The sequence below is a fragment of the Sphaerospermopsis torques-reginae ITEP-024 genome, from assembly GCF_019598945.1.
GTDB lineage: Bacteria > Cyanobacteriota > Cyanobacteriia > Cyanobacteriales > Nostocaceae > Sphaerospermopsis.
On the sequence record NZ_CP080598.1, the window covers coordinates 2,093,109 to 2,117,563 of the forward strand.

Here is a 24,455-nt window from a genome sequence, read left to right on the forward strand (position 1 = left end):
AAGGGAACAGGGAGCAAGGGGGAAATTCTTCTCCCCTGCACCCTGTCCCCTGCTTCTTCTGCCTCCTGAACTCCTGACTCCTGTAATAAAATTCCATTGCCAATCAAAATTAGACTAGCAATGGAAACATTAAATTTCAGTTGTCAATTATTCAACCTGATCAAATAGATGTTCTTCTAAAAGCGGTTGAACTTTACGAAATTCTTCAGGAGATAGTAATTCTGGCTTACCTGACTTGGTGATGCGGGCAAAAAATAGCAGGGGATCAAGGGGCGTATAAACAGCATACTCCTGATCTTGATGATAGAAACTAGCCAGTAGCTGTAGTTGTTCCGGTTCTAAATCTGTTCCTTCATCTTCGATTTCTAAGGTGAAGATTTCTGATTCTTCTACTGGTGGTAATTCACCCACTACAGTCAAAGCATAAGCAGTATTTTTAATAGTCAGATTTTGCTCAGAGAGAACTGCTTGAGCGGTACTAAAAATCTCATCAATTAAATCGTCATCTTCTACTAAAATTGCTTCTTCTTCTTCACCATCACCTTGCCAAGCAAAAATTTCTATGGGTGAGTCAACAGGTAGAAGTAAAACATATTCTTGTCCATCTACTGACAGGGAATGCTCAACATAACATTCGAGCGATCGCCCGTTTTCGTCTGTCAAAGTGATAGCAGCAGCATCAGCACGATCATTTTCTTCAGAAAATTCAGATGAATACATACTCACATTATCTAAATTTATCAATACTCAAAACTATGAAATTCATTTAACTGTTTTATGACAGTCAATGTCAACCAAAAAGCTGAATATACAGTTGAGTAATATTTTTCAGAATATCATGTTCAAAGGTATTAATCATCAACAAATGCTGCCGATCTGTTGGAGTTACTGCGTCTAGCATCCAGCCACTGTTGTAAAATTAAAGCTGCGGCTTTCCGGTCAATCAAACCCTTATGACGTGATGGTGAGCGATTTTCTGCAATCAGCATTTGTTCCGCTTGAAAAGAAGTTAATCGCTCATCCACATATTCCACAGGTAGTTGCACAGCTTTAGCCAACCTCTTAGCAAATTTCTGGACTTGTCGAGCTTGAAACCCCAAAGAGCCATCCATTGAATAAGGTAAACCAACTACCAGAACTTGTACTTGGCGATCATTCAATATCTGTTGTATTTGCTCCACATCATCTTGAAAGGATCGGCGCTCAATCGTAGTGATACCTGTGGCAATCAAACCAGTACCATCGCATCCTGCTAAACCGATGCGTTTGCTACCGACATCCAGCCCCAAGGCGGATATAAAAGATTTTGATTGCTGCTCAAATATCACTCTAATTGTTCTCCTGGTGTGCCTCTGATGATTCAGATTGGCGAGATGTATCCATATTATGAAATTGTTGACTACCAAAAGCAACAGTTTCTGACTTATTTGCTGCTGTTCGCTCTGAGGCAGGTTGTGGTTTAGGAACCCATGACATACCGCCGGGTATGGGTTTACGTGCTGGTTGTAGTCCTTGCAGCACTTCTGTCCACTGAATCCCTTCCAAAGAAACGAATTTGGATTCGCGGATTTTATGCCAAACTGAACGCGACATAATCAAAGTATGTTCAATGCGTTTAGCACCAATTCTTTCTAAATATTCTTCTCGTTCTGGCTGATAATCAGATGAAGCTAGTTGTAAACCTTGTTGGGGAAAATCTTGAGCAATGCGAGCTAATTGAGACAATAATTCTGGATACAACCAAGTATAAGCCGGGTGAACCGTCAAACTCGCTACATGAGGATTTTCGCCTTTCCGGTCAAGTTGTACCTGAAAATAGCCAATGGCTGCTTTGCGTTGGGGTTCAAACACATAACCGCTGACAACTTCTGTTTTTGTCACCCATTGCTTCACTGCATCTGAGAGAACACCAAATAAACTGGTTTTAAAATCATGGGTATGGCGATCAAAAACCTGACGTACCAAAGGCGGCATAGATGCTGTATCTAATTGATATAGCAATGGTGCATCAGCATTACTCACGGGTAAGAGGTTGGGTAAGTCAGGTTCTGTTTGTGCTAATTCTCGCAGTAACTCTGGGCTAATTTCCCAGTAAGTCATTTCTGCCAACCGCTGAAATCCATTTTGTCGATATAGTGCTAGAGCATCAACGTCATTGACATTAATTTCTAGTAGCCAGGTACGAGCTTCTAAAATTGACTCAAAGCAATGCCGTAGCAGTTGTGAACCTACACCCAGCTTGTCAGCAGTACGGTCTAACATTACCCTGTCAATTCGCCAAGTGCTGCGGGTACGGTTAAATGGTGACACTTGAATCATCCCCAGCAGCATCCGTCCTTGCTCTGCTACAAATCCGCAGAAGCGATACTGTAACGGGTTTGGAAACCAACTCAAAAACTTGAGTAACCCAAACCAGTGACGCAGCCATTGCATAGTGAAAAAGCTGCCCTTGGGAGAAAGGTCTGTAAAGGAATCTTGTGTTAGACGTTCAATACCGTCTAGATCCCGATATTGAACAGGACGAATTACGAGGCTGAGATTTCGAGGAAGTAGTGAATTCATTTTGATTCAAGCCGCCATTTAGCCTTTACTAATTGCGATGGGTCAGGTACTGCTGCAATAATAATCTTAACGGCTTTTCACTCTGAAGTTATTGTTCCAAAAGAGTGATTTTATTAACTAAATACCGAAAAAAGAATAAAAAGCAGAAATTGTGATTACACCGTTGGCGTAGACACAATCATATCTGCTTCTATTGTATAAGTTTTTCTGAAAATTCTCTATAATGCTCAGGTTTTATAAACCTTGTCTAGAGGCCAGCTTTTCAAAGTAAGCTTGAGTTTGATGAAGTAGCTGCTGGCGACTATCTTCTTGTGTGTGTTTTAGTGATGGAACCAAGTTGCGAGCTTGGAGTGTCATGTGCAACTGTAGATGTGCCACATATTCACTGATATCTTGGTTTTCTACAACTGCGCCCGTTAATACATTTGATTCCATTGCCACTGTGTTCTCCTTTATCAATGTTGTGCGGTTGTATGACTTGATCACATGATCAAAATATCATATTTGTTTTACTTAGCTTATTGATTTGCAACGAACTGTAATAGTTAGGTATTGGGGACTGGGGACTGGGACAAGATTTTAGATTTTAGATTTTAGATTAGAGTTCATGAAATACAATCCAAAATCCAAAATCCAAAATTGTATCACCTATTACCATTTCTCTACCCAATAGATAATTTCTGAGGCTGAACTATCAATAGCGACTCCATAACTATGACCATGATTCCATTTAAACCCTGGTTTACCTTGGTCTTGTGCCTTGAATACCAAGATTTGATATGTACTGGGAAAGGCTAAATTATCAGATTTACCAGTATAAAAAAATGTTGTGGGTACACCTTGATATTGTCTGATATGGTCGTTTGTATCACCCCCCCAATATTTATGCCCTGCAATTTTACTGTAGTGGGAAAGTGATTTTTGAATTTGTTCAGGAGGTCGTTTTAAACGGATTTGAAAAAAATTACTTCCTTGCTTCCAGCCTGGAGAGTAAGCTAGGGATATGAACTGATCACTAGGAGCAATCTCTATGGGGAAATGTTTGATTTGGTTAATATCAGACCATTTGTGATTGCGAATTTCTGAATAGCGTGATACATCAGTAATTATCTGTGCTGTTGCCGTATTGTTGACAGTTTTTGTGAAGAGAAAACTTCCCGCAATTACACTATAACTACCCACAGATAATAAACCTATTGTAGCGATTTTGACTAATAAAGATTGCTGCATTTAGTTGAGTGAATTTAGCTGGTAGATTAATATCCCAACTCATCAAACAACCGTCATGATAATTTTTAATCTATCACCAGAAATATTAATTGTCAGCAGTCAGAAGTCAGGAGTTATTAGTCATTTAGGACTCCTATTTAAAATGGGTAATGGGGACTGGGGACTGGGTAATAGGTAAAAACTAAATTCTTCCTATTCCCTATCCCTTTTTAAAATGAACCAACCATTATTCCTACTAAAATCAAAAATCCAATCCAGACATTTTGACGGAACATTTCTCCATAAGCAGGGTTAGGTAGTTCGGGGTTTCTTAAACGGATAAATTGCCAAACCCAACCACCAGATGCAATGATTAAGCTGATCCAGAAAAATCCATTCAGGTTAACCAAGAAACCCTCTCCAGCTAAGAGAATGATCGTACCAGCGAAGAAAATACCAATAGCAGTAGGAGCATATTTACCAAAAAAGAGGGCGCTGGAATTAACACCAATGCGCTGATCATCTTGGCGATCGCTCATGGCATAAATGGTATCAAATCCCAATGTCCAAAGCACAGTTGCACCCCAAAGTAACCAAGTAGGTGCAGAAATGTTTTGTGTAACTGCACTCCAACTAATCAAAACTGCAAAACCCCAAGCGATAGAAAGCACTAACTGAGGTACAGGAAATACTCGTTTTGCACCAGGATAAAGTAAAATTACGGGTACTGTTGCTACAGACAACCAGAAGCTTAAAGGGTTAAGATAGAAAGCGAGAACTGCGGCACAAGCCAGGGCAACTATCCCTACAGCTATACCCACTTTGATGGATAGGGCGCGGGAAGCCAAAGGGCGATCGCGTGTTCTCTCGACTTGCGGATCTATGTCTCGATCCCATAAATCATTGACTACACAACCTGCGGCGCTGGTGGCCAAAGTACCTAATATAATTACTCCTACCAGGGGTAAAGGTGGTTTACCAGCAGCTGCCAAAAACACAGCCCATAATGCAGGAATCATCAAAATTAACCTACCTTCTGGTTTATGCCACCGTAACAGCCGAATAATGACTAGCCATAATGGTTCTTGGTTGCTTTCTGGTGTTGTTAGCATATTCTTTCAATTTACATATTTTCACATCTATAGAATATCGTTATTTGATAACTATAAAGACAGGGAGCATCCAAATTTGGGAAAAACACAGCATTGATGTCAAAACATGATTTAATTCTCTTGACTTTATTCTCTTTACTTTGCGTCTGTGCGATTTATTTTTTGATGATCCTGACACATTTACTAAGGTTACAGCTTGGGATACAAATTCATTACTTTAATTGTGTGTAATTTCACCAAACAATTAACCTGAAAACTCTATATATTTACAATACAGTAGATAGCAGATCAATCAGGTACAGAATCTAATTTGAAACCTAGACAGAAACAGAGTTTTACTTCTGACTCCTGACTCCTGCCGTGTTGTCAGTAACAAGTATTTAGTGCAGATTAAATCGGCACACCAGCTTTGAACCTCCATTGTTAAGAGTTACATCCTGAAAGAAAAATACTTAAGCAACATAGAACATATCTGAATAATGAATGATATAATACTTAGGAATCAATTAAGTAAAACGGATGCCTAAATACACATCACCAAAAGAAACGGCAGAACATTTTGGTGTCAGTCTCCATACTTGAAGACGATGGGAAAAGAGTAAACAAATACAAGCAATTAGGACACCATCAGGACAGCCAAGATATGATATTCCATCATACACAGGAGATTGGTGGTGGTGACATGGGGAGAATTACTCGTTTATGTCATCACTTAGATAATTTGATAAGTCATTGTACTCAGGTAAATGCTCAACGTCGCCGTGGGATGAGAAAAGCGGCAAATCGGATGCGAGAACGAATCCAAAACTTGATTGATGAAGTCCAGAAAAAATCAGCTAACTATCTCACCAGTAATTACAGATTAATCTTTTTACCTAGATTTGAGACATCCCAAATGGTAGCCAAAACTAGGAGAAAAATTAAATCTAAAACAGTGAGAAGTATGTTGACCTGGGCGCACTATAGATTCAAGTTAATTATTAAACATCAAGCATTAAAGCGTGGTTGCGTAATACTTGATGTTAGTGAAGCCCATACATCTAAAACTTGTGGTGTATGTGGACATCAGCACTCTAAATTAGGCGGCTCTAAGGTGCATCAATGCCCGAATTGTGGAGCGCAAACACCAAGAGATGCTAACGGCGCACGTAATATTATGTTGCGTGCTTTGAGGGATTCCTCCTTTACTGTCAGTAATGATGGTATTGCTATCGTTACAGTTCGAGCTTTGTCAATCAATGCTCAGAAATGTTCAGCGTAAATGAATCAGAGAAACTTAAATGGTGAATGTAGTTTCTGCGAACTGGGAGAATATGGCAACTCCACCAGTGAAGCAAAACCGGATGATTGCGGCCATTGATATCGGCACTAATTCTTTGCACATGGTAATAGTCAGGATTGAACCGACACTACCAGCTTTTACAATGATTGCCAAAGAAAAAGAAACAGTGAGATTAGGCGATCGCAATTTAGAAACGGGAGAATTAAAACCAGAAGTGATCAAAAAAGCGATCGCTTGTTTAGGACGTTTCCAAGCACTAGCCAAAAGTCTCGAAGCAGAAAGCATTATTGCCGTTGCTACTAGCGCCGTCCGTGAAGCACCTAATGGTAGAGAATTTCTACACCAAGTAGAAACCGAATTAGGTTTAAGTGTAGACTTAATTTCTGGTCAGGAAGAAGCGCGACGCATTTATTTAGGTGTGCTTTCTGGCATGGAATTTAATCACCAACCACATATAATTATTGATATTGGTGGTGGTTCTACAGAAATCATTTTAGGCGACTCGGAAGAACCCCACAGTCTCACCAGTACAAAAGTTGGTGCAGTGCGACTCACTGGGGAGTTTATCACCACTGATCCCATCAATGATACTGAGTTTCAATATTTGCAAGCATACGCACGGGGAATGTTAGAACGTTCTGTAGAAGACGTACTTTCTAAACTCCAACCTGGTGAAATTCCCAAGTTAGTAGGAACATCCGGCACAATTGAAACTATAGCCATGATTAATGCTAGGGAAAAGATGGGTGTAATACCTTCTACCCTCAACGGTTATCAATTTAGCTTTGAGGACTTGCGGACTTGGGTAACGCGCTTGCGACGCATGAATAGCGTAGAACGGGCAGCCATTTCAGGAATGCCAGAAAGACGGTCAGAAGTAATACTTTCTGGGGCAGTAATATTACAGGAAGCCATGACGCTGTTGGGTGTAGACTCAGTGACACTGTGTGAACGTTCCCTGCGGGAAGGTGTGATAGTAGATTGGATGCTGACACATGGTTTAATAGCAGATAAACTGCGCTATCAAGGTTCAGTTCGAGAACGCAATGTTCTGAAAATTGCCAAAAAATACCAAGTTAACCTAGAACATAGCGATCGCGTTGCTAAATTTGCATTAAGTTTATTTGATCAAACTCAGGGAAAACTACATCCTTGGGGTAAAGACGAAAGACAATTACTTTGGGCTGCTGCAATTTTACACAATTGTGGTCACTACATCAGCCATTCTGCACACCACAAACATTCATACTACCTAATTAGAAATGGTGAATTACTTGGTTATAACGAAACCGATATCGAAATCATTGCTAATTTAGCCCGTTATCACCGCAAATCACCACCCAAGAAAAAGCACGAAAATTACCGGAATTTATTGCATAAAGAACATAAACAAATGATATGTCAACTGAGTGCAATTTTAAGATTAGCAGTGGCTTTAGATAGAAGACAAATCGGCGCAGTATCTCATGTACAGTGTGAATATTTGCCTCATGCAAATCAACTGAAAATGTTAATATTTCCCTCTGACTTAGGTGATAATTGTGCTTTAGAATTGTGGAATTTAGATTACAAAAAAGGAGTTTTTGAACAAGAATTTAGTGTAAAACTAATAGCTAATTTAGTCAATACTAATGTTAAGTTTCCTTAGTTTTTAGGGAACACGGAATAAGGAACAGGGGGAGATGAGGAAATGGGGAGAAATATTTACCTTATGCCTTATGCCTCCTGACTTATGCCTCCTGACTCCTATTTCTAACTAGCAACTCAGATTATTAATTATGAATGATCAATTCTCTCGCATGAATGCGGTACAATCACCAATTATTCCCGTAGTTGGTGAATTAATCAAAAATTCTCCCGGTACAATTTCTTTAGGACAGGGTGTAGTTTACTATAGTCCACCACCAGAAGCAATAGAACTCTTACCAAAATTCCTCAACGATGCCACAAATCATCTCTACAAAGCCGTTACAGGAATACCCGAATTAATTACAGCATTAACAACCAAATTATCAACATTTAACGGCATTGAAATTAACAATCAAAATTGTATTGTTGTCACAGCCGGTAGTAATATGGGCTTTATGAACGCCATTTTAGCCATTACTTCCCCAGGTGACGAAATTATCTTAAATACACCTTATTATTTCAATCATGAAATGGCAATTACAATGGCGGGTTGTCATCCAATTTTAGTGGCAACAGACGAAAATTATCAATTAATTCCTGAAAATATAGCCAAAGCAATTACACCCAAAACCCGCGCCATTGTCACAATTTCCCCTAATAATCCCACAGGTGTAGTATATTCAGAAGCAGCATTAAAACAAGTTAATCAAATTTGTCGGGAACGGGGTATTTATCATATTAGTGATGAAGCCTATGAATATTTTACCTATGAGGGAATAAAACATATTTCCCCTGGTGCATTTGCGGGAAGTAATGAATATACAATTTCCCTTTATAGCCTTTCCAAAGCTTATGGTTTTGCAAGTTGGCGTATTGGCTATATGGTAATTCCCCAACATCTATTAAATGCAGTCAAAAAAGTCCAAGATACAATTTTAATTTGTCCTCCCGTCGTTTCCCAGTATGCAGCATTAGGGGCATTACAAGCAAAAGAAGATTATTTAAAAGATCATATTCAAACAATTGCCCAAACACGGGAAATAGTAATTAATGCACTTAATGAATTACAAGGTTTATGTACCATCACACCTGCAAATGGGGCTTTCTACTTTTTCTTAAAAGTACATACTCAAATAGATGCCTTAGAATTAGTAAAAAGATTAATTCAAGAACATAAAGTAGCAGTCATACCGGGTACAACCTTCGGGATAGAAGACGGTTGTTATTTGCGCGTTGCTTATGGTGCATTAAAACAAGAAACAGCAAAAGCAGGAATAGAAAGATTAGTAAAAGGATTACAAATTATTTTATCATAACCACAGATGGATGAAGATGCACATCCAGATCATCTGTGTTCATCTGCGTTTTCACATATAAACTTACAAACTCAAGTTACAAACTCAAGTTACAAACTCAAGTTACAAACTCAAGCCATGCCAATTATTAACAAAACACTAGAAATTACCACCCAACCAGGAATAAATATTCATAATATAACCCCACAAATTCAAGAATTTATTGATTCAACAAACATCAAAAATGGTCAAGTATTAGTATTTTCTCGGCACACCACAACCGCCTTAGCTATCAACGAAAATGAAGTGAGACTTTTAGAAGATGTCAAGGTTTTTTTACAAAAATTAGCCCCAGAAACTGATAAATATTTACATAACGACTTACATTTAAGAGATGTTCCCAAAGATGAACCCATAAACGCCCATTCTCACTTAATGTCAATGATGTTAACCACCAGTGAAGTAATTCCTATTGTTGATGGTAAATTAGGATTAGGAATATGGCAATCTGTGTTATTTTTTGAATTAGATGGGGCGCGAAAAAGAACAGTATTTTTACAAATTTATGGGGAATAGGTGACTGGTGACTGGTGACTGGTGACTGGTGACTGGTGACTGGGTAATCAATTTTATTTTTCCCAATTACCAATTACCAATTACCAATTATCCATTACCTAAATCAAACTCTACAAATTCTGGTAAACCTGGATAAATCATATTTTTATCTAATGCAGATAAAATTTGATTATTAGCATTAGTAGAATTTAAACAACGACAAACTAACTCGGCAACATCGGCACGGTGAATACTACCAACAATTCGGGGATCTGCGGTTAAAATACCATTGCCTGTAGCTGGTTCTGATTTTAAACCACCGGGGCGAATAATTGTATAGTTGAGTCCGCTGTTTATCAGGTGTTGTTCTGCTTTTTCCTTTTCAATTAATACTGGTTTGAGTGCTTCTAAAGCTTGAGGAGGAAGCGCACCTACACTATCACCACAACCAATAGATGTGACTAAAATAAACTTTTGTACTTTAGCTTTGACTGCGGCATCAATTAAATTTTTATTACCAATAAAATCTGGTTTGACACCATCTGTAGGTAAACCACCAAGGGTACTAATTACAGCTTGGATAGGTTCATTTCCCAAAATTGCTTTTTCTACATCATCCACTTTTAAAGCATCTCCTAATACTGGATGAACACCAATAGCTTCTAATTCCTTAGCGGCTACTTCTGTTCTCAAGAGTGCTTTTACCTTTATGTTGTGTCCTGTCAAATATTTAGCGATTTCTTGACCAACACCACGACTAGCTCCAGCGACAAAAATGTAAGATGTAGTTGACATAGTTATTTTCTCAGATAGATGTTTTGGTTACACAAATAATTAATATATCCTGGTTTGCTCAATTTGGGAAATTCCTGCTATAAGATTGTATCAGCCAAGATTTTGATTTACTGACATAAACCTTATTAGTGACTATAAATGTTGCTCTAGAAACAGTAAGATGTTTTCAGAGTTAGTTAGAATTTATGGAAATCATTTAAATTTGTTTGTACCTCATTTCCTGAAAATCTGCTGTAAATATCAGTTCCTATTTTTCAGATTGTTAAATTTGCTTAATCTTTATTTAACTAAAGGTTATAAAATCGGTTAAATTTCTTGGTATAAGTTACATTAGGTATGCAATAGTGTGTCACTATCATGCAGATGGATTGGATTAGTTTACTCAAAGCGCAACAAACGGACTTCCTACAAAGGGTGAAAAAACCCAAGACAATTGATCTTTATCTCCTAGAAGGTCAAGTCAAAGGTTGTCACAGTGAAATTATGGTATTTTGGGGCGATTCTTTGGCAAAAATTCTGGAATGTTCCCGTAAACAAGCGGAAATTCTCGCCAAAAATCCACCACCCATGCCTCCAGAATATCCTGAACCACCGGATTGGACAATTCCCTTTCCTAAATATTTTCAGAGTCAAGCAGAAGATTATCTTGTGCGTGAACAAATTGTAGATCGAGTAATCAAAGAACGCTTGGGTAAATTGGTGAAAAAAGTGTCACAGGACACTTTAGAAAATATGCTTTTGGATGATGAGGGAAATTTGCGCGGTGAAAGTAAGTTTACTTATGTTTTGTGTAATAATCACCAGATTAGTTTACAAGTTCACGTTGCAGATGGAGAAAGTTTTAACGGTATTAAAAAAGATAAAATTCGCTGGACGGTAACACAGGAAGATGTGAGAAACCATCAAGTATTAATTTTTTTGTGTTTGTTTTATCCAGGACATACAAAGTTAGGATATCAAAAACAAACAGTGATCACTGGTTTTTTACCCACAAATCAACTTCAATTTTCTGAACCAAAATTGTATATTCATCCAAGTAGCTTATTGTATGCGGGTGGTTTAAATTGGTATTTACAGTCCCTAGATAGTAAAAAATATGATTCACATATAAATGATTATCCAATGATGGTTGAAGTCATTCAAACCTTGCCATCAGAACATCCGCAAAAGCACATCATTGGTGATTGGGAATGTTGGCAAACATTAAAAGGACACACCAGAGGAATTAACTGTTTAGCTTATTCTATCAAAGCTTTGACAGTGAAAGATTTGGGTGGTCATAATGTGAAAACTATCCCGATTTTAGCTAGTGGTAGTCGTGGTGAAACCAAATTATGGGATTTATCTAAAGGAGAATTAATAGAGACTTTAGCAGAACATCCTTGGTCTATTTCTGGTGTAGTAGATGAAGTTAATTCTTTAGCTTTTAGTACCGATGGACAAACTTTAGTTAGTGTAGGTGCTGATTCTACTATTAAAATTTGGCATACTGGAGCATTAGATTTAATTGATATTCTCCATAAACATCAAGGTAATGTGCGTTGTGTTGCTTTTACTCCTGATGGAAAAAGTTTAGCAACTGGTGGAGATGATAGAAAAATCTTGTTTTGGAATTTGCGCGATCGCCAAGTTGAAAATACTTTATGTTTAGATGATACTGCTGCCCATTCAATGGTATTAAGTGAAGATGGTAAAATATTGGTTACAGGTAGTTATCGCAAAATCAAAGTTTGGCGTTTAACATCTTCATTTAATAATAGAAATCAGCAAGAAATTAAACCTGTACATACCTTAATGGGTCATTCTCACATTGTTAATTCTTTGGCTATGAGTGCTAATGGTAAATATTTAATTAGTGGTAGTCAAGATAAAACTCTGAGAGTTTGGAATTTAGTTACTGGGGAATTAATTCATACCTTGAAAAGTCATCGGGAAGGAGTTTATACAGTTACTTTGAGTCCTAATGAACAAATTATTGCTAGTGGTAGTGCTGATAAAACGATTAAATTATGGCATTTAGAAACTGGAGAATTATTAGGAACTTTTTCCGGTCATGGTAACACAGTTACAGCTTTAACTTTTACTGCTTCTGGTGAAATGTTGGTTAGTGGAAGTTTAGATAAAACTATTAAAATTTGGCAACGGAGTGAAAATTAATTGGTAATTGGTAATTGGTAATTGGTAATTGGTGATGACGTTTATGTTATCAATGATATAATGAAGATTATCTTTCATTAATAACTATGACTATAGCCAGAGAACGCCAAATTACTCTAGATGAGTTTCTGAAATTACCAGAAACTAAACCAGCATCAGAATTTATTAACGGGGAAATTATACAAAAACCAATGCCACAGGGTGAACATAGCTTACTTCAGGCTAAATTAATTGAAGTTATTAATGCCAAAGCTGGAACTCAAAAAATTGCCTATGCTTTCCCAGAACTGCGCTGTACTTTTGGTGGTGATACTATTGTACCGGATGTAGCTGTATTTCGTTGGGATAGAATACCCAAAACCGCATCAGGGAAAATTAGCAACCGTTTTGAAATTCATCCTGACTGGGTAATAGAAATACTTTCTCCTGAACAACAACAAAAAAAGGTATTAACTAAATTATTACATTGTTCCCGCAATGGTACAGAATTAGGATGGTTAATGAACCCAGAAGAAGAAAGTGTTTTAGCTGTGTTTCCTGGGCAAAAAATTGATTTATATGACGGTGATGATAAGTTACAAATAATTGAAGGTATTAATTTAGAATTGACGGTAAAAGAAGTTTTTAGTTGGTTGAGTTTTAGTTAATTATCAATAAATATTAAGGAATTAGGATTTCTAGGATATTCCTTGACATAGTATCAATAGTGGTACTATACTTTTTCTATGGCACAAATTGAAAAACTTTTAGCCGAAATTAAAAATAATCCTAAAGATGTCAAATTTACTGATTTAGTAAAACTTTGTAATCATTATTTCGGAGAACCTAGACAGCAAGGAACAAGTCATTGTGTCTATCAAACACCTTGGTTTGGAGATCCAAGAGTTAACATTCAAGAAAAGAATGGAAAAGCAAAATTTTATCAAGTCAAACAGGTTTTAGCAGCCATTGAAAAAATTGAGGGAATGGAAAATGGTTAACTACGACCACTACACATATAAAATTACCTGGTCAAGTGAAGATCAAGAATTTGTAGGATTATGTGCTGAATTTCCTAGCTTATCTTATCTTCATGAAAATCGTAATTTGGCTTTAGAAGGGATTACGAATTTGGTCAAAGATATAGTATTAGATATGGAAGCTAATGGTGAAGAAATTCCCGAACCTATTGCAGAAAAAACCTACAGTGGTAAATTTCAAGTTCGTATTACTCCAGAACTTCATCGTAAACTAGCGATAGAAGCAGCAGAAGAAAATGTCAGTTTGAATCGTTATGTAAGTTATAAACTGGGATCTTGAAACTGTTTAATGTGGGAATTAGGGTGATTTTTTTGGTATTACAAAGGCTGAAAATATCACCAGTTATGAATTTCATCCTGATTCTGACAATTCCCATTAATTAAAACCCAAAAAATAAGGATTTAGCATTGCTAAACCCCTACATTTATCATACACTAAACCAACAGAGTTTGCAACAAAGGTTTATCCGCATTTAACTTACCATTTCTCAACCATTCATCCATTTCATCAGGTGCTTGAGCTTGAGAAAGCTTTTCTCGTAAATAACCACCTTCGAGAATTTCCTTCTCTAATAATTCCTGAGCAATTTCCTCTAACAAATCGCGGTTATTTTGCAGAATACTCAAAGCAATGTGATGAGAATTATCCACAATTTCCTTCACTTCCCTGTCAATTTCCTCTGCAACTTGAGGACTAATAGAACGTCGAGGATTTCCATAACCTTCTAAAAATTGTTGTTGAATTTTCTCAAAAGCTACAGGTCCAAGTTTATCGCTCATACCGTACAAAGTCACATATCTTTCCGCTAAATCTGTGGCTTTTTGGATATCATCAGATGCACCAGTAGAAACTTTCCCAAAGACAATTTCTTCCGAAGAACGTCCACCTAATAAAGTAGCAATACGTCCTCTTATTTCATCTTCCACCATTAAAAATCTGTCTTCTTCTGGCATTTGAATTGTATAACCCAAAGCACCAACACCGCGAGGAACAACAGAAATTTTTTCTACTTTACCTGCTCCCGGCATTAATGCACCAACTATAGCATGACCAACTTCATGATAAGCAACAGTCTTTTTCTCGATTTCATTTAACACACGAGAACGTTTTTCTAAACCGGCGATTAATCTTTCAATAGCTTCATTAAAATCTGCCATTAAGACAGCTTGACGGTTATTTCTTGCTGCTAATAATGCAGCTTCATTAACTAAATTTGCTAAATCAGCACCAGCAAAACCAGGGGTACGAGTGGCGATAATTCCTAAATCAACATCTTCTGCTAATTTGACATTTCTCGCGTGGACTTTAAGAATAGCTTCCCTACCAATTTTATCAGGTCTATCTACCACAATTTGCCGGTCAAAACGACCAGGACGACGCAACGCAGGATCAAGAACTTCAGGACGGTTAGTAGCAGCGATGATAATGACACCGGTGTTAGCATCAAAACCATCCATTTCTGTTAATAATTGGTTTAATGTTTGTTCTCTTTCATCATTACCACCAACAAAACCACCAGCACCACCGCGAGATTTACCTAAAGCATCTAACTCATCAATGAAAACAATACAAGGTGCTTGTTGTTTTGCTTGTTCAAATAAATCTCTAACTCTTGCAGCACCAACTCCTACAAATAATTCAATAAATTCAGAACCGGAAATACTAAAGAAAGGAACACCTGCTTCACCAGCAATAGCTTTTGCTAATAATGTTTTACCAGTTCCTGGGGGTCCAACTAATAAGACACCTTTGGGAATTTTTGCTCCTAAATTTGTGTATTTGCTGGCATTTTTTAAGAAATCAACTATTTCTTCTAATTCTGCTTTTGCTTCATCCACACCTGCAACATCTGGGAATTTTACCCCAGTGCTACCTTCAGAATAAATCCGCGCTTTGCTTTTACCAACTGTTAATGCAGCAGGTCCTCCACCTTGACGACTCATTAAAAATGCCCAAATTCCAAAGAAAACTAAGGGGGGAGCAACCCAACTTAATATAGTACCAATCCAAGCATTTTCATTTGGTGGTGGTGCGGCAAATTCTACATTATTTTCTCGCAGAATTTTGGGTAAATCTAAATCAATAGCAACAGGTGTGGTTCTATATACTTGTTCTACTGTTTTACCTTCAGGATTTTCGGTTTTGATTGCGTATTCAATGCGATCGCTCCCCACTATTGCTTTATCGACTTTCCCTGCTTTTACCTGAGCAATAAAATCACTATAAGGAACTTGGGGTAATCGTGGTCCAAAAATACTGGGAACTATCAAATTCAGCAGCAATAACAAAGTTAGTAAAATTAAGAAGCTCCCACCAAACTGCCGAATTTTTGGCGTTTTCATTTTGTTCTGATTATTATTATTTGTTTCTACAGGCATGATAATTTACCTCTATAAAATTTGCTCATTGGTAATGCTTCAATAATGGACAATTAACAATTACCGATCCTTTAAAGTCAGAGTCTTGAAAAAGCGGAATCTTTGGCTTTTTACCCTTGAAAGGGGAGGTTTTAACCCTTGAATGAAACAATTATCAATTGTCAATTATCAATTTTGATCCTAATCTTGCTGCAAACTAACTTACCAATCTAAAAATAGCCGTAACTAGCAGAATTACTAGAGCATTTCCCAGAGAAAATTGGTATAATGCTAAAGCTATAGGTATTAATCTACCAACTACATTCAGAGCTACTACGGTAGGAAGATGAACAAGTAAAGTTTTGTATCTGATTTCTATTGTAGAGAATGTAGAGAATCAATTTTCCAGTCTAAATTCGTGTATACCCTACCAAAAAAATGTGTATTCCCGCACTTTTATGAAAAATCAACTATTCTTTTTGCTGAAACTACTTCTTTTGTCAACTGTCATCTCGTTTTTGATTAAGTATGCAGGACCAATGTTGTTAGTACCAGCCACATCATTAAACGCGCTCATTTTAGTTTTGTTGCCTACAGTAATTATGATAGCTCTCTTGCTTTGGCGAATGCCAGCACAAAAACAAAGTAGGGGCGAAGCATTCGGAAAATAGCCTTGAACAAAAATCTATAATTGCTCATCCGAATGCTTCGCCCGTATAGCTTTTGAAAGCACAACTGCAAACGTAATATTTGATCATCTACCAATTCATCAAATATTCTGACTCCTGTACGGGTTTAGCAGTGTTAAACCCCTACTGACTTTTAAATTACTACTAAAATTTCATCTCACCAAGGTTTGGGAGTTAATCTGTGAAACTGGGTCAATGGATAGGTTTAATCGCCTTAATTTTATCCTTATATATATTGTGGCAACTGCGGGAAGTGCTATTACTGATATTTGCTGCTGTTGTGTTAGCAACTACCTTAAATCGGTTAGCACGAACTTTCCAAAATTTAGGAATAAAACGCGGGTTTGCGGTTTTTTTGTCAGTGATGTTTTTTTTAGCGGGTGTAATAGGTTTTTTCTGGTTAATTGTGCCACCTTTTGCTCAACAATTTCAAGAATTAACATTGCGAGTTCCCCAAGGTTTTGAACGTCTTAATACTTGGATTGATGAACAGAGAACTCACATTCCTGAACAATTAGAAGTTTTTATTCCTGATATAAACAGTTTAGTTGCTGAAGCACAACCTTTAATTAATCGAGTATTAGGAAATTCTTTTGCTTTTGTTTCTGGTTCTTTGGTAATTGTCCTTAATATTTTATTAGTTCTAGTTTTAACGGGGATGTTTTTAGCTAATCCTAGTGCTTATCGGAAAGTATTTGTGAGGCTATTTCCTTCATTTTATCGACGACGGGTAGAGGGAATTTTAAATCAATGTGAGATTTCCTTAGAAAGATGGGTATCGGGCGCTTTTATTGCTGTTTGTGTAGTAGGATTGATGAGCTTGATCGGCTTGTCAATGTTGGGTGTTAAAGCTGCTTTAGCTTTGGGAGTTTTGGCGGGTTTTATGAATTTAATTCCCAATTTGGGTCCAACAATGAGTGTAGTTCCAGCAATGGCGATCGCTCTTTTAGATAATCCTTGGAAACCTGTTTTTGTCTTAATTCTTTACTTTTTTATTCAACAAGCTGAGAGTAATTTTATCACACCTATAGTTATGGCGCATCAGGTGTCTTTACTACCAGCAGTAACTTTAATTTCTCAGTTGTTTTTTGTGACCTTTTTTGGCTTTTTAGGATTATTTTTGGCATTACCTTTAACCGTTGTTGCTAAAATTTGGGTACAAGAAGTCTTAGTTAAAGATGTCTTGGATGAGTGGAAACATAATCATCATAATCATCATGTAGAAAATCAATTAGTCATGATTGCTGAATCTTCTGATATTAATGAAACTGAGGAAATAGAAGAGACAAATAATGATGAAGATTCATCACCAGCGAGTTAAAATAAAAATGTGAGATTTTTGTTTGGTATTTTTTTAGTAGGCGATCGCACTTATTTTGATGATTAAATTTGATGATTAGCGATCGCTCTTTTTATCAATCTCTTTATTTTCTAATCATGGGTTGTTCCATCTGGCATTATTGCACCAGTAAGATTTGCATCTTCTAAATTTGCACCGCTAATATTGGCATCTTTTAAGTTAGCATTCTCTAGATTAGCATCACTCAAATCTGCACCACGCAAGTCAGCAGAACTTAGATTTACCCCACTTAAATCTTCGTTAGCTAAAGCAGCACCACAAAGATTTGCTTGACTCAAATTTGCACCATTAAATGTCACATATTCAATAGTTGCACCTATGAAATTGACACGATTTAAATCAGCACCTGCAAGATTTGTATTTTGTAAAGTTGCTTCAGTTAAATTTGCTTGACTTAATTGAGCAGCACTTAAATTAGTGTCTGATAAATTTACCTGATTTAAGTTTGCTCCTATCAAATTCGCCGCAGTGAGATTTGCGTCTTCAAGGGTTGCTTGACTTAAATTAGCTCCATTTAATTTTGCAGATGATAAATTGACATTATTCAAGTTTGCACCCGCAAGATTAGCATTTTGTAGCGATACACCTGGAGCAATAACATAAGCTCCTGATGTAGTCGGATTAAAACCTGTGGGAAAGATGGTTGATCTATCATAATAGCTGTATTGCAAATTTGTTTCCTGAAGATTTGCACCCTCAAGATTTGCTTCCAAAAGATTAGTATGACTCAAAATTGCATTACTTAAATTTGCTCTTATCAACTTTGCTCTCCGCAAATTTACACCACTTAAATTTGCTCCACTCAGATTAGCTAAACTGAGATTTACGTCATAATCTAAAATGGCTTTACTGAGATTAGCTTCACTCAAATTACCCTCGCGTAAAGATGCTCCAGTCAAATCAGTTTCACGTAAATTAGCTTTTTTCAGATTTGCTTTATCTAGTTTTACTGAACTGAGATTTGCTTTGTAAAGATAGGCATTCTCTAGGTTAGCTTCTGTCAATTTTGCATTATATAAGTGAGCTTCTCTGATATCAGCTTCTCTAAGATTTGCATGAGTTAAATTTGCATAACGCAAGTCAGCTTTACTTAAATTAGCACCACTTAAATTAGCTTGACTTAAATTTACGCTAGATAAATCAGCATTAGTTAAATTTGCTCCTCTCAGATTTGCACCACTCAAATTTACATTGATCCAGTTGACATTGTTTAAAATTGCATTTGTAAAATTAGCTTGACTGAGGTTAACTTCATTTGCTAGAGTTTCTTCACTCAAATCTACACCAGCTAAATTAATTCCTGTAAAATCCCGTTCTCCAGCTTGATACCTTTGCCAAAACTCCTCTGCATTAACAGGAATATCCTGATAATCTTCCTCATCTGCATAGATCCTATTAACTAACCACATCACCCTTTCAATCTTAAATTCTAAATCATTGAAATTTCTGCTATCTTCCGTTTCCTCAACAACTATATCAACTTCCTTTTCTTCCTCACTCTCACCAACATCAATATATTCAACTTCACCTGCTTTTTCTATCAACTCACCTTGATTTTGTTGTTTATCTACCCTTTCAAAAAACTGTTTTACTATTTCTGCATCATCTAAAATTTTCACCTCAGTTGAATTTTCACCATCCTGTAAATTTTCACTTCCATTAGATGACTCATTTAGACGCTGTTGTAAATCAGCAACTTGAGCAGTTAAATTAACTATCTCTTGTTGCAAATTTTGAACTTGTAATAATTCAGGTCTATTATTAAATTCCTGTTTCAATTCATCAAAATACTGTTTTAACCAAGCAATATTTTTTCGTCTTAGTTCCTGTTCCCGTTCAACCTGAGAAATTCGCTCTGCTAAAGCTGCTAAACTTAGTTCTGAATTTGAATTAGTCATAAATCTTAGCCTCACTGTCTTTTACCTGTATTTACAGGTTTCCCAAAATCAAGGATAAACTAACAACAGCAGGATATAAATTTTTGTGATTTTTCCTAACTATATCATTATATTTATTAGGTATCGGTTTTCTCTCAAAAATCATCTGCGTTTATCTGCGTCCATCTGCGTTTAATTATTAAATCTTGTACCTCACTTGAATGGTAATTGCTATAATAAACAACAAACAACAACAAACCAGATAGATTTTAGATTTCAGAAATTAATCCAAAATCCAAAATCTAAAATCCAAAATTAATTAAGCTGCTTGTGGCTGAACTAAATTTTCAATTCCTTGAACAACAGTAGCAGATTCAATTTTGTCACCTGCTTTAAGCTTATCTAAAATCTCCTTACCTTCAGTCAGATAACCAAAAACAGAATAGCGACCATCTAAAAGATTACGTCCAGCAGGAGTTAATTCTGGTTCAAATAAAAAGAAGAAAACTTGAGAAGAACCACCATCTACATTACCTTCAGGACGTGCCATTGCTAAAGCACCAAAAGAAGAAAAAGGTAATACTGGCATATCAAGATAACGTCCAGCATCTTCCAAAGTAATACCATAAGTTGGTTCTTTGTCGCCTTCTACCAAAATTTCTAAAGGAATAGCCCGATATTTACCAGTTGCAGGATCAATAAAACCGACTTCTTTACCTTCAGGATCTCCTGTTTGTAATACATAAGATTCTTCAGAACGGGTAAATTCTAAACCGTTATAAAAACCCCGTTGCACCAAGTCGACAAAATTACCAGCAGTCACCGGGGCGCTATAACCATCTACAACTACAGTCAGATCCCCTTTATTGGTTTTTATGGCAATAGTAGCGCGGCCTTTAAGTTGAGGTAAATTACTAAACTTAGCAGGAACTTCAAAAGGAAATTCTGTCACCATTGACTCTTCCAGCAAAGTCACAAGATTGAGTAATTTCGCTCTGCCTTCAAGAATAGGGTCCTTTTGTTTGTTGTTAACTACTTCTTGCAATTCTCCAATGCCAGATTTTAACTCAGCAATCCAAGCTTCGGCTTGGGGTTGGCGTTCTGCGGGAACGCTTGTTAAGATTTGGGAAGGTTTATCGAGAATCCGCGAAGCTTGGCTGAGGTCTCTGGAAACCGCAGCCCATCGCTTATTGGCACGTAGTTGATTAGAAATATCTTCTAAACTAGCTTGCAGTTTGCGTACTGGTTGATTATCAATGGGCAGTGCATACCGTAACAAAGCTTTACCGTCAGTGATAGCGTTACCAGATGGCAGGGCTGCATAACTAAAGGAAGTCCACCCAGCAGTGCTGATGCCTACAAGTATTGTTACCAGCAGCATGGTCTTGAGGCTGTATTTCAGCCAGGATTTTATGAAGTTAAACATGGAATTTCTCAAATGCAGCATCAAATTGTTAACTGTATGAACTGGGAAGTAACCCATCATTCATCTTCCCATATTGCGGATTGGTAATGGGTAATGGGTAATTGGTAATGGGTAATTGGGTTATTTACCTTCCCTATTCCCTATTCCCTATTCCCTATTCCCTGTTACCTGTTCCCTGTTGCCTGTTCCCTAATTACAGGTACAATAAATGCCGACTATCTTCCAAAATTTGCAAGTTTCATGATCTCTAGTAATGACTTTCGACCCGGTGTTTCTATCGTCCTAGACGGGTCTGTATGGCGAGTAGTAGAATTCCTCCACGTTAAACCCGGTAAAGGTTCTGCTTTCGTAAGAACTAAATTAAAAAACGTCCAAAATGGCAACGTGGTAGAAAAAACCTTCCGGGCTGGGGAAACTGTACCCCAAGCCACCTTAGAAAAAAGCACGATGCAACATACCTATAAAGAAGGTGAAGAATTCATCTTTATGGATATGGAAACTTATGAAGAAGGTAGATTAAGTGCTGCACAAATTGGCGATCGCGTTAAGTACCTCAAAGAAGGTATGGAAGTTAACGTTATTCGCTGGGGCGAACAAGTGCTAGAAGTTGAACTACCTAATTCTGTAGTTCTAGAAGTTGTGCAAACTGATCCTGGTGTTAAAGGTGATACTGCTACAGGTGGTACTAAACCAGCAATAGTAGAAACTGGCGCACAGGTAATGGTTCCCCTGTTTATTTCTCAAGGTGAACGGATCAAGATAGATACCAGAGAAGATAAATATTTAGGCAGGGAATAAGCCGCTTTTTTGTGGATCTCCCAGATTGCTCGCTCAATTTCTAGCCCTTATCATCCAGCGAGGTAGGAGAAATGAACAATCTCCCGTAATACCCGGAAATCACACCAAATTTCTTGGTATTACCTCCTGAATGGGAGAATAAGATTCTGATTTACGGTTAGGTCGAGGTAAAAAATACTGTGCCATTAGATTTTAATGAAATCCGCCAACTATTAGCTACTATTGCACAAACTGATATTACCGAAGTATCACTGAAAAGCGATGACTTTGAGCTAACAGTGCGTAAAGGTGGAAATAATTCTGTACTGTCGGTAAGTCAAGCTCAGTTAGGTGCTATGGTTGCTCCAGGATTGACACCTGCACCCGCAACTCAAACAGCACCCATACAACTACCAGAAATAGCTCCAAGTCGTGATAATTCGGCTACAGCACAATCACCTTTAGCTGTTAATACCGCAGCCTCTCGATTTGTCGAAGTCCAGTCTCCGATGGTGGGGACCTTTTATCGCGCACCCGCACCAGGTGAAGCGCCATTTGTGGAAGTGGGCGATCGCGTTAAAGTAGGTCAATCAGTTTGCATCATTGAAGCTATGAAACTGATGAACGAAATTGAAGCTGAAGTCTCTGGACAAGTGATGGAAATTCTCGTTCAAAATGGCGAACCTGTTGAATATGGTCAACCTTTAATGCGAATTAATCCAGATTAATTATAGCAGCAGTCAGCAGTCAGCAGTCAGCAGTTCCAGGAGTCAGCAGGAAAAACCTGTTGTAGTCGGAGTTTGATTATCAATTGATGTCCTCATCATCCTGTTCATTGTTATGTTAACGACTATTTGCGATCGCTGCGCTACAACTGGAAAACAAGTTGATCAAAATTAGTCAGTTGTCCTTTGTCAGTTGTTTTTGTTCTGGAAAAATCATTAACTACTGACTACTGACTACTGACTACTGACTAAAGAGGATAATTTTCATTAAAGCTTTTACGGGTGAGTGGTTGTTCTATTTCCACACCTTCACCACCTAAAACTTCCAAGGGCTTACCATCAACTTCAATGTAAACTTTGGCGTTAGGATTTAAAGAAGTAGCAGTATAGACAACCTGCCCTACACGGCCAACCATTGAAGCACTACCCCCACCACTGGTAAAATCTTCTGATAAATTAACGTGGACTTCATTATTGTCAGTTGTCAAACCTAGCAGTTTAGTACCTTGAGGAATGGTTGTTGAGTCTGTTCCTTCTGTTGGACCTGCTAACAAAGTTTCAAAAGCAGCTTCTAAAGCTTGGTTAGGTTGTGCAGCAGCAATTTTTATCGGCTGAGGAACTAATTCAAAGCTTGTTTCCGTTGGTTTGAGCCAATATATATTAGCAGTTTCTTCTTTCCCCGGCTGGGTAGTTAATGGCTGTTGTGGTTGTTTAATGCTTTGAGAGGGGTTTCCTGGTATGGGAGTTTGAGGAGTTTGGGAAGTCAACCAAGCTACCCCACCACTTACCGCTACCACCGCCGCTGAGACGGCCGCTATGACACCGGAAGAAATATTACGATTAGTTCTTTGTTGTTCATTCATATATAAAACCTACTTGACAAAGGGCTGAAATAGTGTTATCGACGAGAGGAGCAGCCTGGTTAAAGACGATACGGATGCTGGGGGGTTTCTTAAAAATTTAGAGATGCCTTAATTATTTGAAAATTCTGCTGACTTTGTATTTTTCCCGTTTCCGCAATTTATCATCCTGCACCCAACTTTATCTCATCTTTAATTTTAGGTTCACATTTCTAGACCGTCACATCAACTTTAATGTCAATCTCAACAATTCTTGAAATACGCACGCTTACAGGATAGATAGGTAAAATTATATTTCCATAAGTCAGTGTACAGTAACTATAAGTAAGTAGGTTTAATTAATTCTTAGATAGTGGAACAGGCTTCTAGCCTGTTGACGGGCAAGATCCCCATCCCACATTTTATATTTAATTGTAACCGACTACTTACTTGTCTGTATTTTTGCTTGCTCCTTGAATCTGTTATTTAATATCTTTAATATATTTAGGACTTACGCACTGTACAAATTACCCATCATGTGTATGAACGATATTTGGTTGTTTCAGGCTTTTGGTGATTAACTTCCGATCAATAGCGATCGCTCAAAAATTATCAAACAATCACGTGAAAATGCCCGAAATCCATACCTCATATTTGGTTGATCCTGTCAATGCGTAAGTCCTAAGATTAATCAATTTCTCAATGGCAGTTTTCTGAAATTTGTGGGTACATATTTACACAACTTCAATTTTCGTGAAAATATTTAAATTTCCCAGTCTTCCATCGCTA

23 protein-coding genes are annotated in these 24,455 nt (G+C 37.4%); 12 read left to right on the forward strand and 11 right to left on the reverse strand.

What is annotated here, in order from left to right; translation table 11 throughout:
* Positions 1-147: 147 nt before the first annotated feature.
* The 6 genes from K2F26_RS09715 to K2F26_RS09740 all read right to left on the reverse strand — a co-directional run bounded on the left by K2F26_RS09715 (position 148) and on the right by K2F26_RS09740 (position 4,883).
* Positions 148-720, reverse strand: a complete 573-nt coding sequence (locus tag K2F26_RS09715; RefSeq protein WP_220611294.1) for a DUF3727 domain-containing protein — start codon at positions 718-720, stop codon at positions 148-150.
* A 131-nt stretch (positions 721-851) separates the two neighbouring features.
* Complete coding sequence (gene ruvX, locus K2F26_RS09720) at positions 852-1,328, reverse strand: Holliday junction resolvase RuvX (protein ID WP_220611295.1); 477 nt, start codon at positions 1,326-1,328, stop codon at positions 852-854.
* Between the two features lies 1 nt (position 1,329).
* Positions 1,330-2,562, reverse strand: coding sequence for a GNAT family N-acetyltransferase (locus tag K2F26_RS09725; RefSeq protein ID WP_220611296.1), 1,233 nt, complete (start codon positions 2,560-2,562; stop codon positions 1,330-1,332).
* A 234-nt stretch (positions 2,563-2,796) separates the two neighbouring features.
* Positions 2,797-2,997, reverse strand: coding sequence for a hypothetical protein (locus K2F26_RS09730; protein ID WP_194056541.1), 201 nt, complete (start codon positions 2,995-2,997; stop codon positions 2,797-2,799).
* A gap of 216 nt (positions 2,998-3,213) precedes the next feature.
* Positions 3,214-3,792 (reverse strand): hypothetical protein, encoded by a 579-nt coding sequence (locus tag K2F26_RS09735; RefSeq protein WP_220611297.1) that lies wholly within the window; start codon positions 3,790-3,792, stop codon positions 3,214-3,216.
* A gap of 209 nt (positions 3,793-4,001) precedes the next feature.
* Positions 4,002-4,883: a 4-hydroxybenzoate solanesyltransferase gene (locus tag K2F26_RS09740; protein ID WP_220611298.1), complete on the reverse strand. Its 882-nt coding sequence runs from the start codon at positions 4,881-4,883 to the stop codon at positions 4,002-4,004.
* A 643-nt stretch (positions 4,884-5,526) separates the two neighbouring features.
* Between K2F26_RS09740 and K2F26_RS09745 the strand changes: the two genes are divergently transcribed.
* The 4 genes from K2F26_RS09745 to K2F26_RS09760 all read left to right on the forward strand — a co-directional run bounded on the left by K2F26_RS09745 (position 5,527) and on the right by K2F26_RS09760 (position 9,665).
* Complete coding sequence (locus K2F26_RS09745; protein WP_220611299.1) at positions 5,527-6,144, forward strand: zinc ribbon domain-containing protein; 618 nt, start codon at positions 5,527-5,529, stop codon at positions 6,142-6,144.
* A gap of 19 nt (positions 6,145-6,163) precedes the next feature.
* Positions 6,164-7,813 carry a Ppx/GppA phosphatase family protein gene (locus tag K2F26_RS09750; RefSeq protein ID WP_220611300.1) on the forward strand — a complete coding sequence of 550 codons (1,650 nt, stop codon included), beginning with the start codon at positions 6,164-6,166 and terminating at the stop codon, positions 7,811-7,813.
* A 130-nt stretch (positions 7,814-7,943) separates the two neighbouring features.
* Positions 7,944-9,110: a pyridoxal phosphate-dependent aminotransferase gene (locus K2F26_RS09755; protein WP_220611301.1), complete on the forward strand. Its 1,167-nt coding sequence runs from the start codon at positions 7,944-7,946 to the stop codon at positions 9,108-9,110.
* Positions 9,111-9,227: 117 nt separating this feature from the next.
* Positions 9,228-9,665 (forward strand): secondary thiamine-phosphate synthase enzyme YjbQ, encoded by a 438-nt coding sequence (locus K2F26_RS09760; RefSeq protein WP_220611842.1) that lies wholly within the window; start codon positions 9,228-9,230, stop codon positions 9,663-9,665.
* 87 nt (positions 9,666-9,752) lie between these two features.
* Here the strand turns inward: K2F26_RS09760 and K2F26_RS09765 are convergent, their stop codons facing one another.
* Positions 9,753-10,439 carry an SDR family oxidoreductase gene (locus K2F26_RS09765; RefSeq protein ID WP_220611302.1) on the reverse strand — a complete coding sequence of 229 codons (687 nt, stop codon included), beginning with the start codon at positions 10,437-10,439 and terminating at the stop codon, positions 9,753-9,755.
* Between the two features lie 357 nt (positions 10,440-10,796).
* Between K2F26_RS09765 and K2F26_RS09770 the strand changes: the two genes are divergently transcribed.
* From K2F26_RS09770 to K2F26_RS09785, 4 genes are all read left to right on the forward strand, one after another.
* Positions 10,797-12,596: a WD40 repeat domain-containing protein gene (locus K2F26_RS09770; RefSeq protein WP_302850048.1), complete on the forward strand. Its 1,800-nt coding sequence runs from the start codon at positions 10,797-10,799 to the stop codon at positions 12,594-12,596.
* An 86-nt stretch (positions 12,597-12,682) separates the two neighbouring features.
* Positions 12,683-13,243 carry a Uma2 family endonuclease gene (locus tag K2F26_RS09775; RefSeq protein WP_220611304.1) on the forward strand — a complete coding sequence of 187 codons (561 nt, stop codon included), beginning with the start codon at positions 12,683-12,685 and terminating at the stop codon, positions 13,241-13,243.
* A gap of 78 nt (positions 13,244-13,321) precedes the next feature.
* Positions 13,322-13,576 (forward strand): toxin HicA, encoded by a 255-nt coding sequence (locus K2F26_RS09780; RefSeq protein ID WP_220611305.1) that lies wholly within the window; start codon positions 13,322-13,324, stop codon positions 13,574-13,576.
* The gene (locus K2F26_RS09785) at positions 13,569-13,895 is read left to right on the forward strand and encodes a type II toxin-antitoxin system HicB family antitoxin (RefSeq protein ID WP_137667849.1); all 327 of its coding nucleotides are present in this window, start codon (positions 13,569-13,571) and stop codon (positions 13,893-13,895) included. Before K2F26_RS09780 ends, K2F26_RS09785 begins: the two co-directional genes overlap by 8 nt.
* A gap of 155 nt (positions 13,896-14,050) precedes the next feature.
* Here the strand turns inward: K2F26_RS09785 and ftsH are convergent, their stop codons facing one another.
* Positions 14,051-15,994 (reverse strand): ATP-dependent zinc metalloprotease FtsH, encoded by a 1,944-nt coding sequence (gene ftsH / locus K2F26_RS09790; RefSeq protein WP_220611306.1) that lies wholly within the window; start codon positions 15,992-15,994, stop codon positions 14,051-14,053.
* Positions 15,995-16,512: 518 nt separating this feature from the next.
* On the opposite strand from ftsH, the gene K2F26_RS25445 reads away from it, so the two are divergent.
* Positions 16,513-16,644, forward strand: a complete 132-nt coding sequence (locus tag K2F26_RS25445; protein WP_437441049.1) for a hypothetical protein — start codon at positions 16,513-16,515, stop codon at positions 16,642-16,644.
* A 199-nt stretch (positions 16,645-16,843) separates the two neighbouring features.
* On the forward strand, positions 16,844-17,983 hold the full coding sequence (locus K2F26_RS09800; RefSeq protein WP_220611308.1) for an AI-2E family transporter: 1,140 nt from the start codon (positions 16,844-16,846) through the stop codon (positions 17,981-17,983).
* 110 nt (positions 17,984-18,093) lie between these two features.
* Here K2F26_RS09800 and K2F26_RS09805 read toward each other — a convergent pair whose 3' ends face one another.
* Together K2F26_RS09805 and K2F26_RS09810 are read right to left on the reverse strand one after the other, a co-directional pair.
* Positions 18,094-19,920, reverse strand: a complete 1,827-nt coding sequence (locus tag K2F26_RS09805; RefSeq protein ID WP_220611309.1) for a pentapeptide repeat-containing protein — start codon at positions 19,918-19,920, stop codon at positions 18,094-18,096.
* 298 nt (positions 19,921-20,218) lie between these two features.
* Positions 20,219-21,325 carry a peptidylprolyl isomerase gene (locus tag K2F26_RS09810; protein ID WP_220611310.1) on the reverse strand — a complete coding sequence of 369 codons (1,107 nt, stop codon included), beginning with the start codon at positions 21,323-21,325 and terminating at the stop codon, positions 20,219-20,221.
* A gap of 240 nt (positions 21,326-21,565) precedes the next feature.
* Between K2F26_RS09810 and efp the strand changes: the two genes are divergently transcribed.
* On the forward strand, positions 21,566-22,123 hold the full coding sequence (gene efp, locus K2F26_RS09815; protein ID WP_220611311.1) for an elongation factor P: 558 nt from the start codon (positions 21,566-21,568) through the stop codon (positions 22,121-22,123).
* Between the two features lie 179 nt (positions 22,124-22,302).
* Positions 22,303-22,830: an acetyl-CoA carboxylase biotin carboxyl carrier protein gene (gene accB, locus K2F26_RS09820; RefSeq protein ID WP_220611312.1), complete on the forward strand. Its 528-nt coding sequence runs from the start codon at positions 22,303-22,305 to the stop codon at positions 22,828-22,830.
* 245 nt (positions 22,831-23,075) lie between these two features.
* On the opposite strand, the gene K2F26_RS09825 is transcribed toward accB, so the two are convergent.
* Complete coding sequence (locus tag K2F26_RS09825) at positions 23,076-23,690, reverse strand: GerMN domain-containing protein (protein WP_220611313.1); 615 nt, start codon at positions 23,688-23,690, stop codon at positions 23,076-23,078.
* Positions 23,691-24,455: the final 765 nt, after the last annotated feature.

Bases quoted from the DNA above. Each gene is read 5' to 3' on its own strand.
- K2F26_RS09805 (WP_220611309.1), bottom strand. From the start codon at position 19,920: ATGACTAATTCAAATTCAGAACTAAGTTTAGCAGCTTTAGCAGAGCGA.
- K2F26_RS09725 (WP_220611296.1), bottom strand. From the start codon at position 2,562: ATGAATTCACTACTTCCTCGAAATCTCAGCCTCGTAATTCGTCCTGTT.
- K2F26_RS09785 (WP_137667849.1), top strand. From the start codon at position 13,569: ATGGTTAACTACGACCACTACACATATAAAATTACCTGGTCAAGTGAA.
- K2F26_RS09715 (WP_220611294.1), bottom strand. From the start codon at position 720: ATGTATTCATCTGAATTTTCTGAAGAAAATGATCGTGCTGATGCTGCT.
- ftsH (WP_220611306.1), bottom strand. From the start codon at position 15,994: ATGCCTGTAGAAACAAATAATAATAATCAGAACAAAATGAAAACGCCA.
- K2F26_RS09780 (WP_220611305.1), top strand. From the start codon at position 13,322: ATGGCACAAATTGAAAAACTTTTAGCCGAAATTAAAAATAATCCTAAA.
- K2F26_RS09755 (WP_220611301.1), top strand. From the start codon at position 7,944: ATGAATGATCAATTCTCTCGCATGAATGCGGTACAATCACCAATTATT.
- K2F26_RS09775 (WP_220611304.1), top strand. From the start codon at position 12,683: ATGACTATAGCCAGAGAACGCCAAATTACTCTAGATGAGTTTCTGAAA.
- K2F26_RS09770 (WP_302850048.1), top strand. From the start codon at position 10,797: ATGCAGATGGATTGGATTAGTTTACTCAAAGCGCAACAAACGGACTTC.
- efp (WP_220611311.1), top strand. From the start codon at position 21,566: ATGATCTCTAGTAATGACTTTCGACCCGGTGTTTCTATCGTCCTAGAC.
- K2F26_RS09825 (WP_220611313.1), bottom strand. From the start codon at position 23,690: ATGAATGAACAACAAAGAACTAATCGTAATATTTCTTCCGGTGTCATA.
- K2F26_RS09730 (WP_194056541.1), bottom strand. From the start codon at position 2,997: ATGGAATCAAATGTATTAACGGGCGCAGTTGTAGAAAACCAAGATATC.
- K2F26_RS09760 (WP_220611842.1), top strand. From the start codon at position 9,228: ATGCCAATTATTAACAAAACACTAGAAATTACCACCCAACCAGGAATA.
- K2F26_RS09735 (WP_220611297.1), bottom strand. From the start codon at position 3,792: ATGCAGCAATCTTTATTAGTCAAAATCGCTACAATAGGTTTATTATCT.
- K2F26_RS09740 (WP_220611298.1), bottom strand. From the start codon at position 4,883: ATGCTAACAACACCAGAAAGCAACCAAGAACCATTATGGCTAGTCATT.
- K2F26_RS09750 (WP_220611300.1), top strand. From the start codon at position 6,164: ATGGTGAATGTAGTTTCTGCGAACTGGGAGAATATGGCAACTCCACCA.
- K2F26_RS25445 (WP_437441049.1), top strand. From the start codon at position 16,513: ATGTTGTTAGTACCAGCCACATCATTAAACGCGCTCATTTTAGTTTTG.
- K2F26_RS09810 (WP_220611310.1), bottom strand. From the start codon at position 21,325: ATGTTTAACTTCATAAAATCCTGGCTGAAATACAGCCTCAAGACCATG.
- K2F26_RS09745 (WP_220611299.1), top strand. From the start codon at position 5,527: ATGATATTCCATCATACACAGGAGATTGGTGGTGGTGACATGGGGAGA.
- K2F26_RS09765 (WP_220611302.1), bottom strand. From the start codon at position 10,439: ATGTCAACTACATCTTACATTTTTGTCGCTGGAGCTAGTCGTGGTGTT.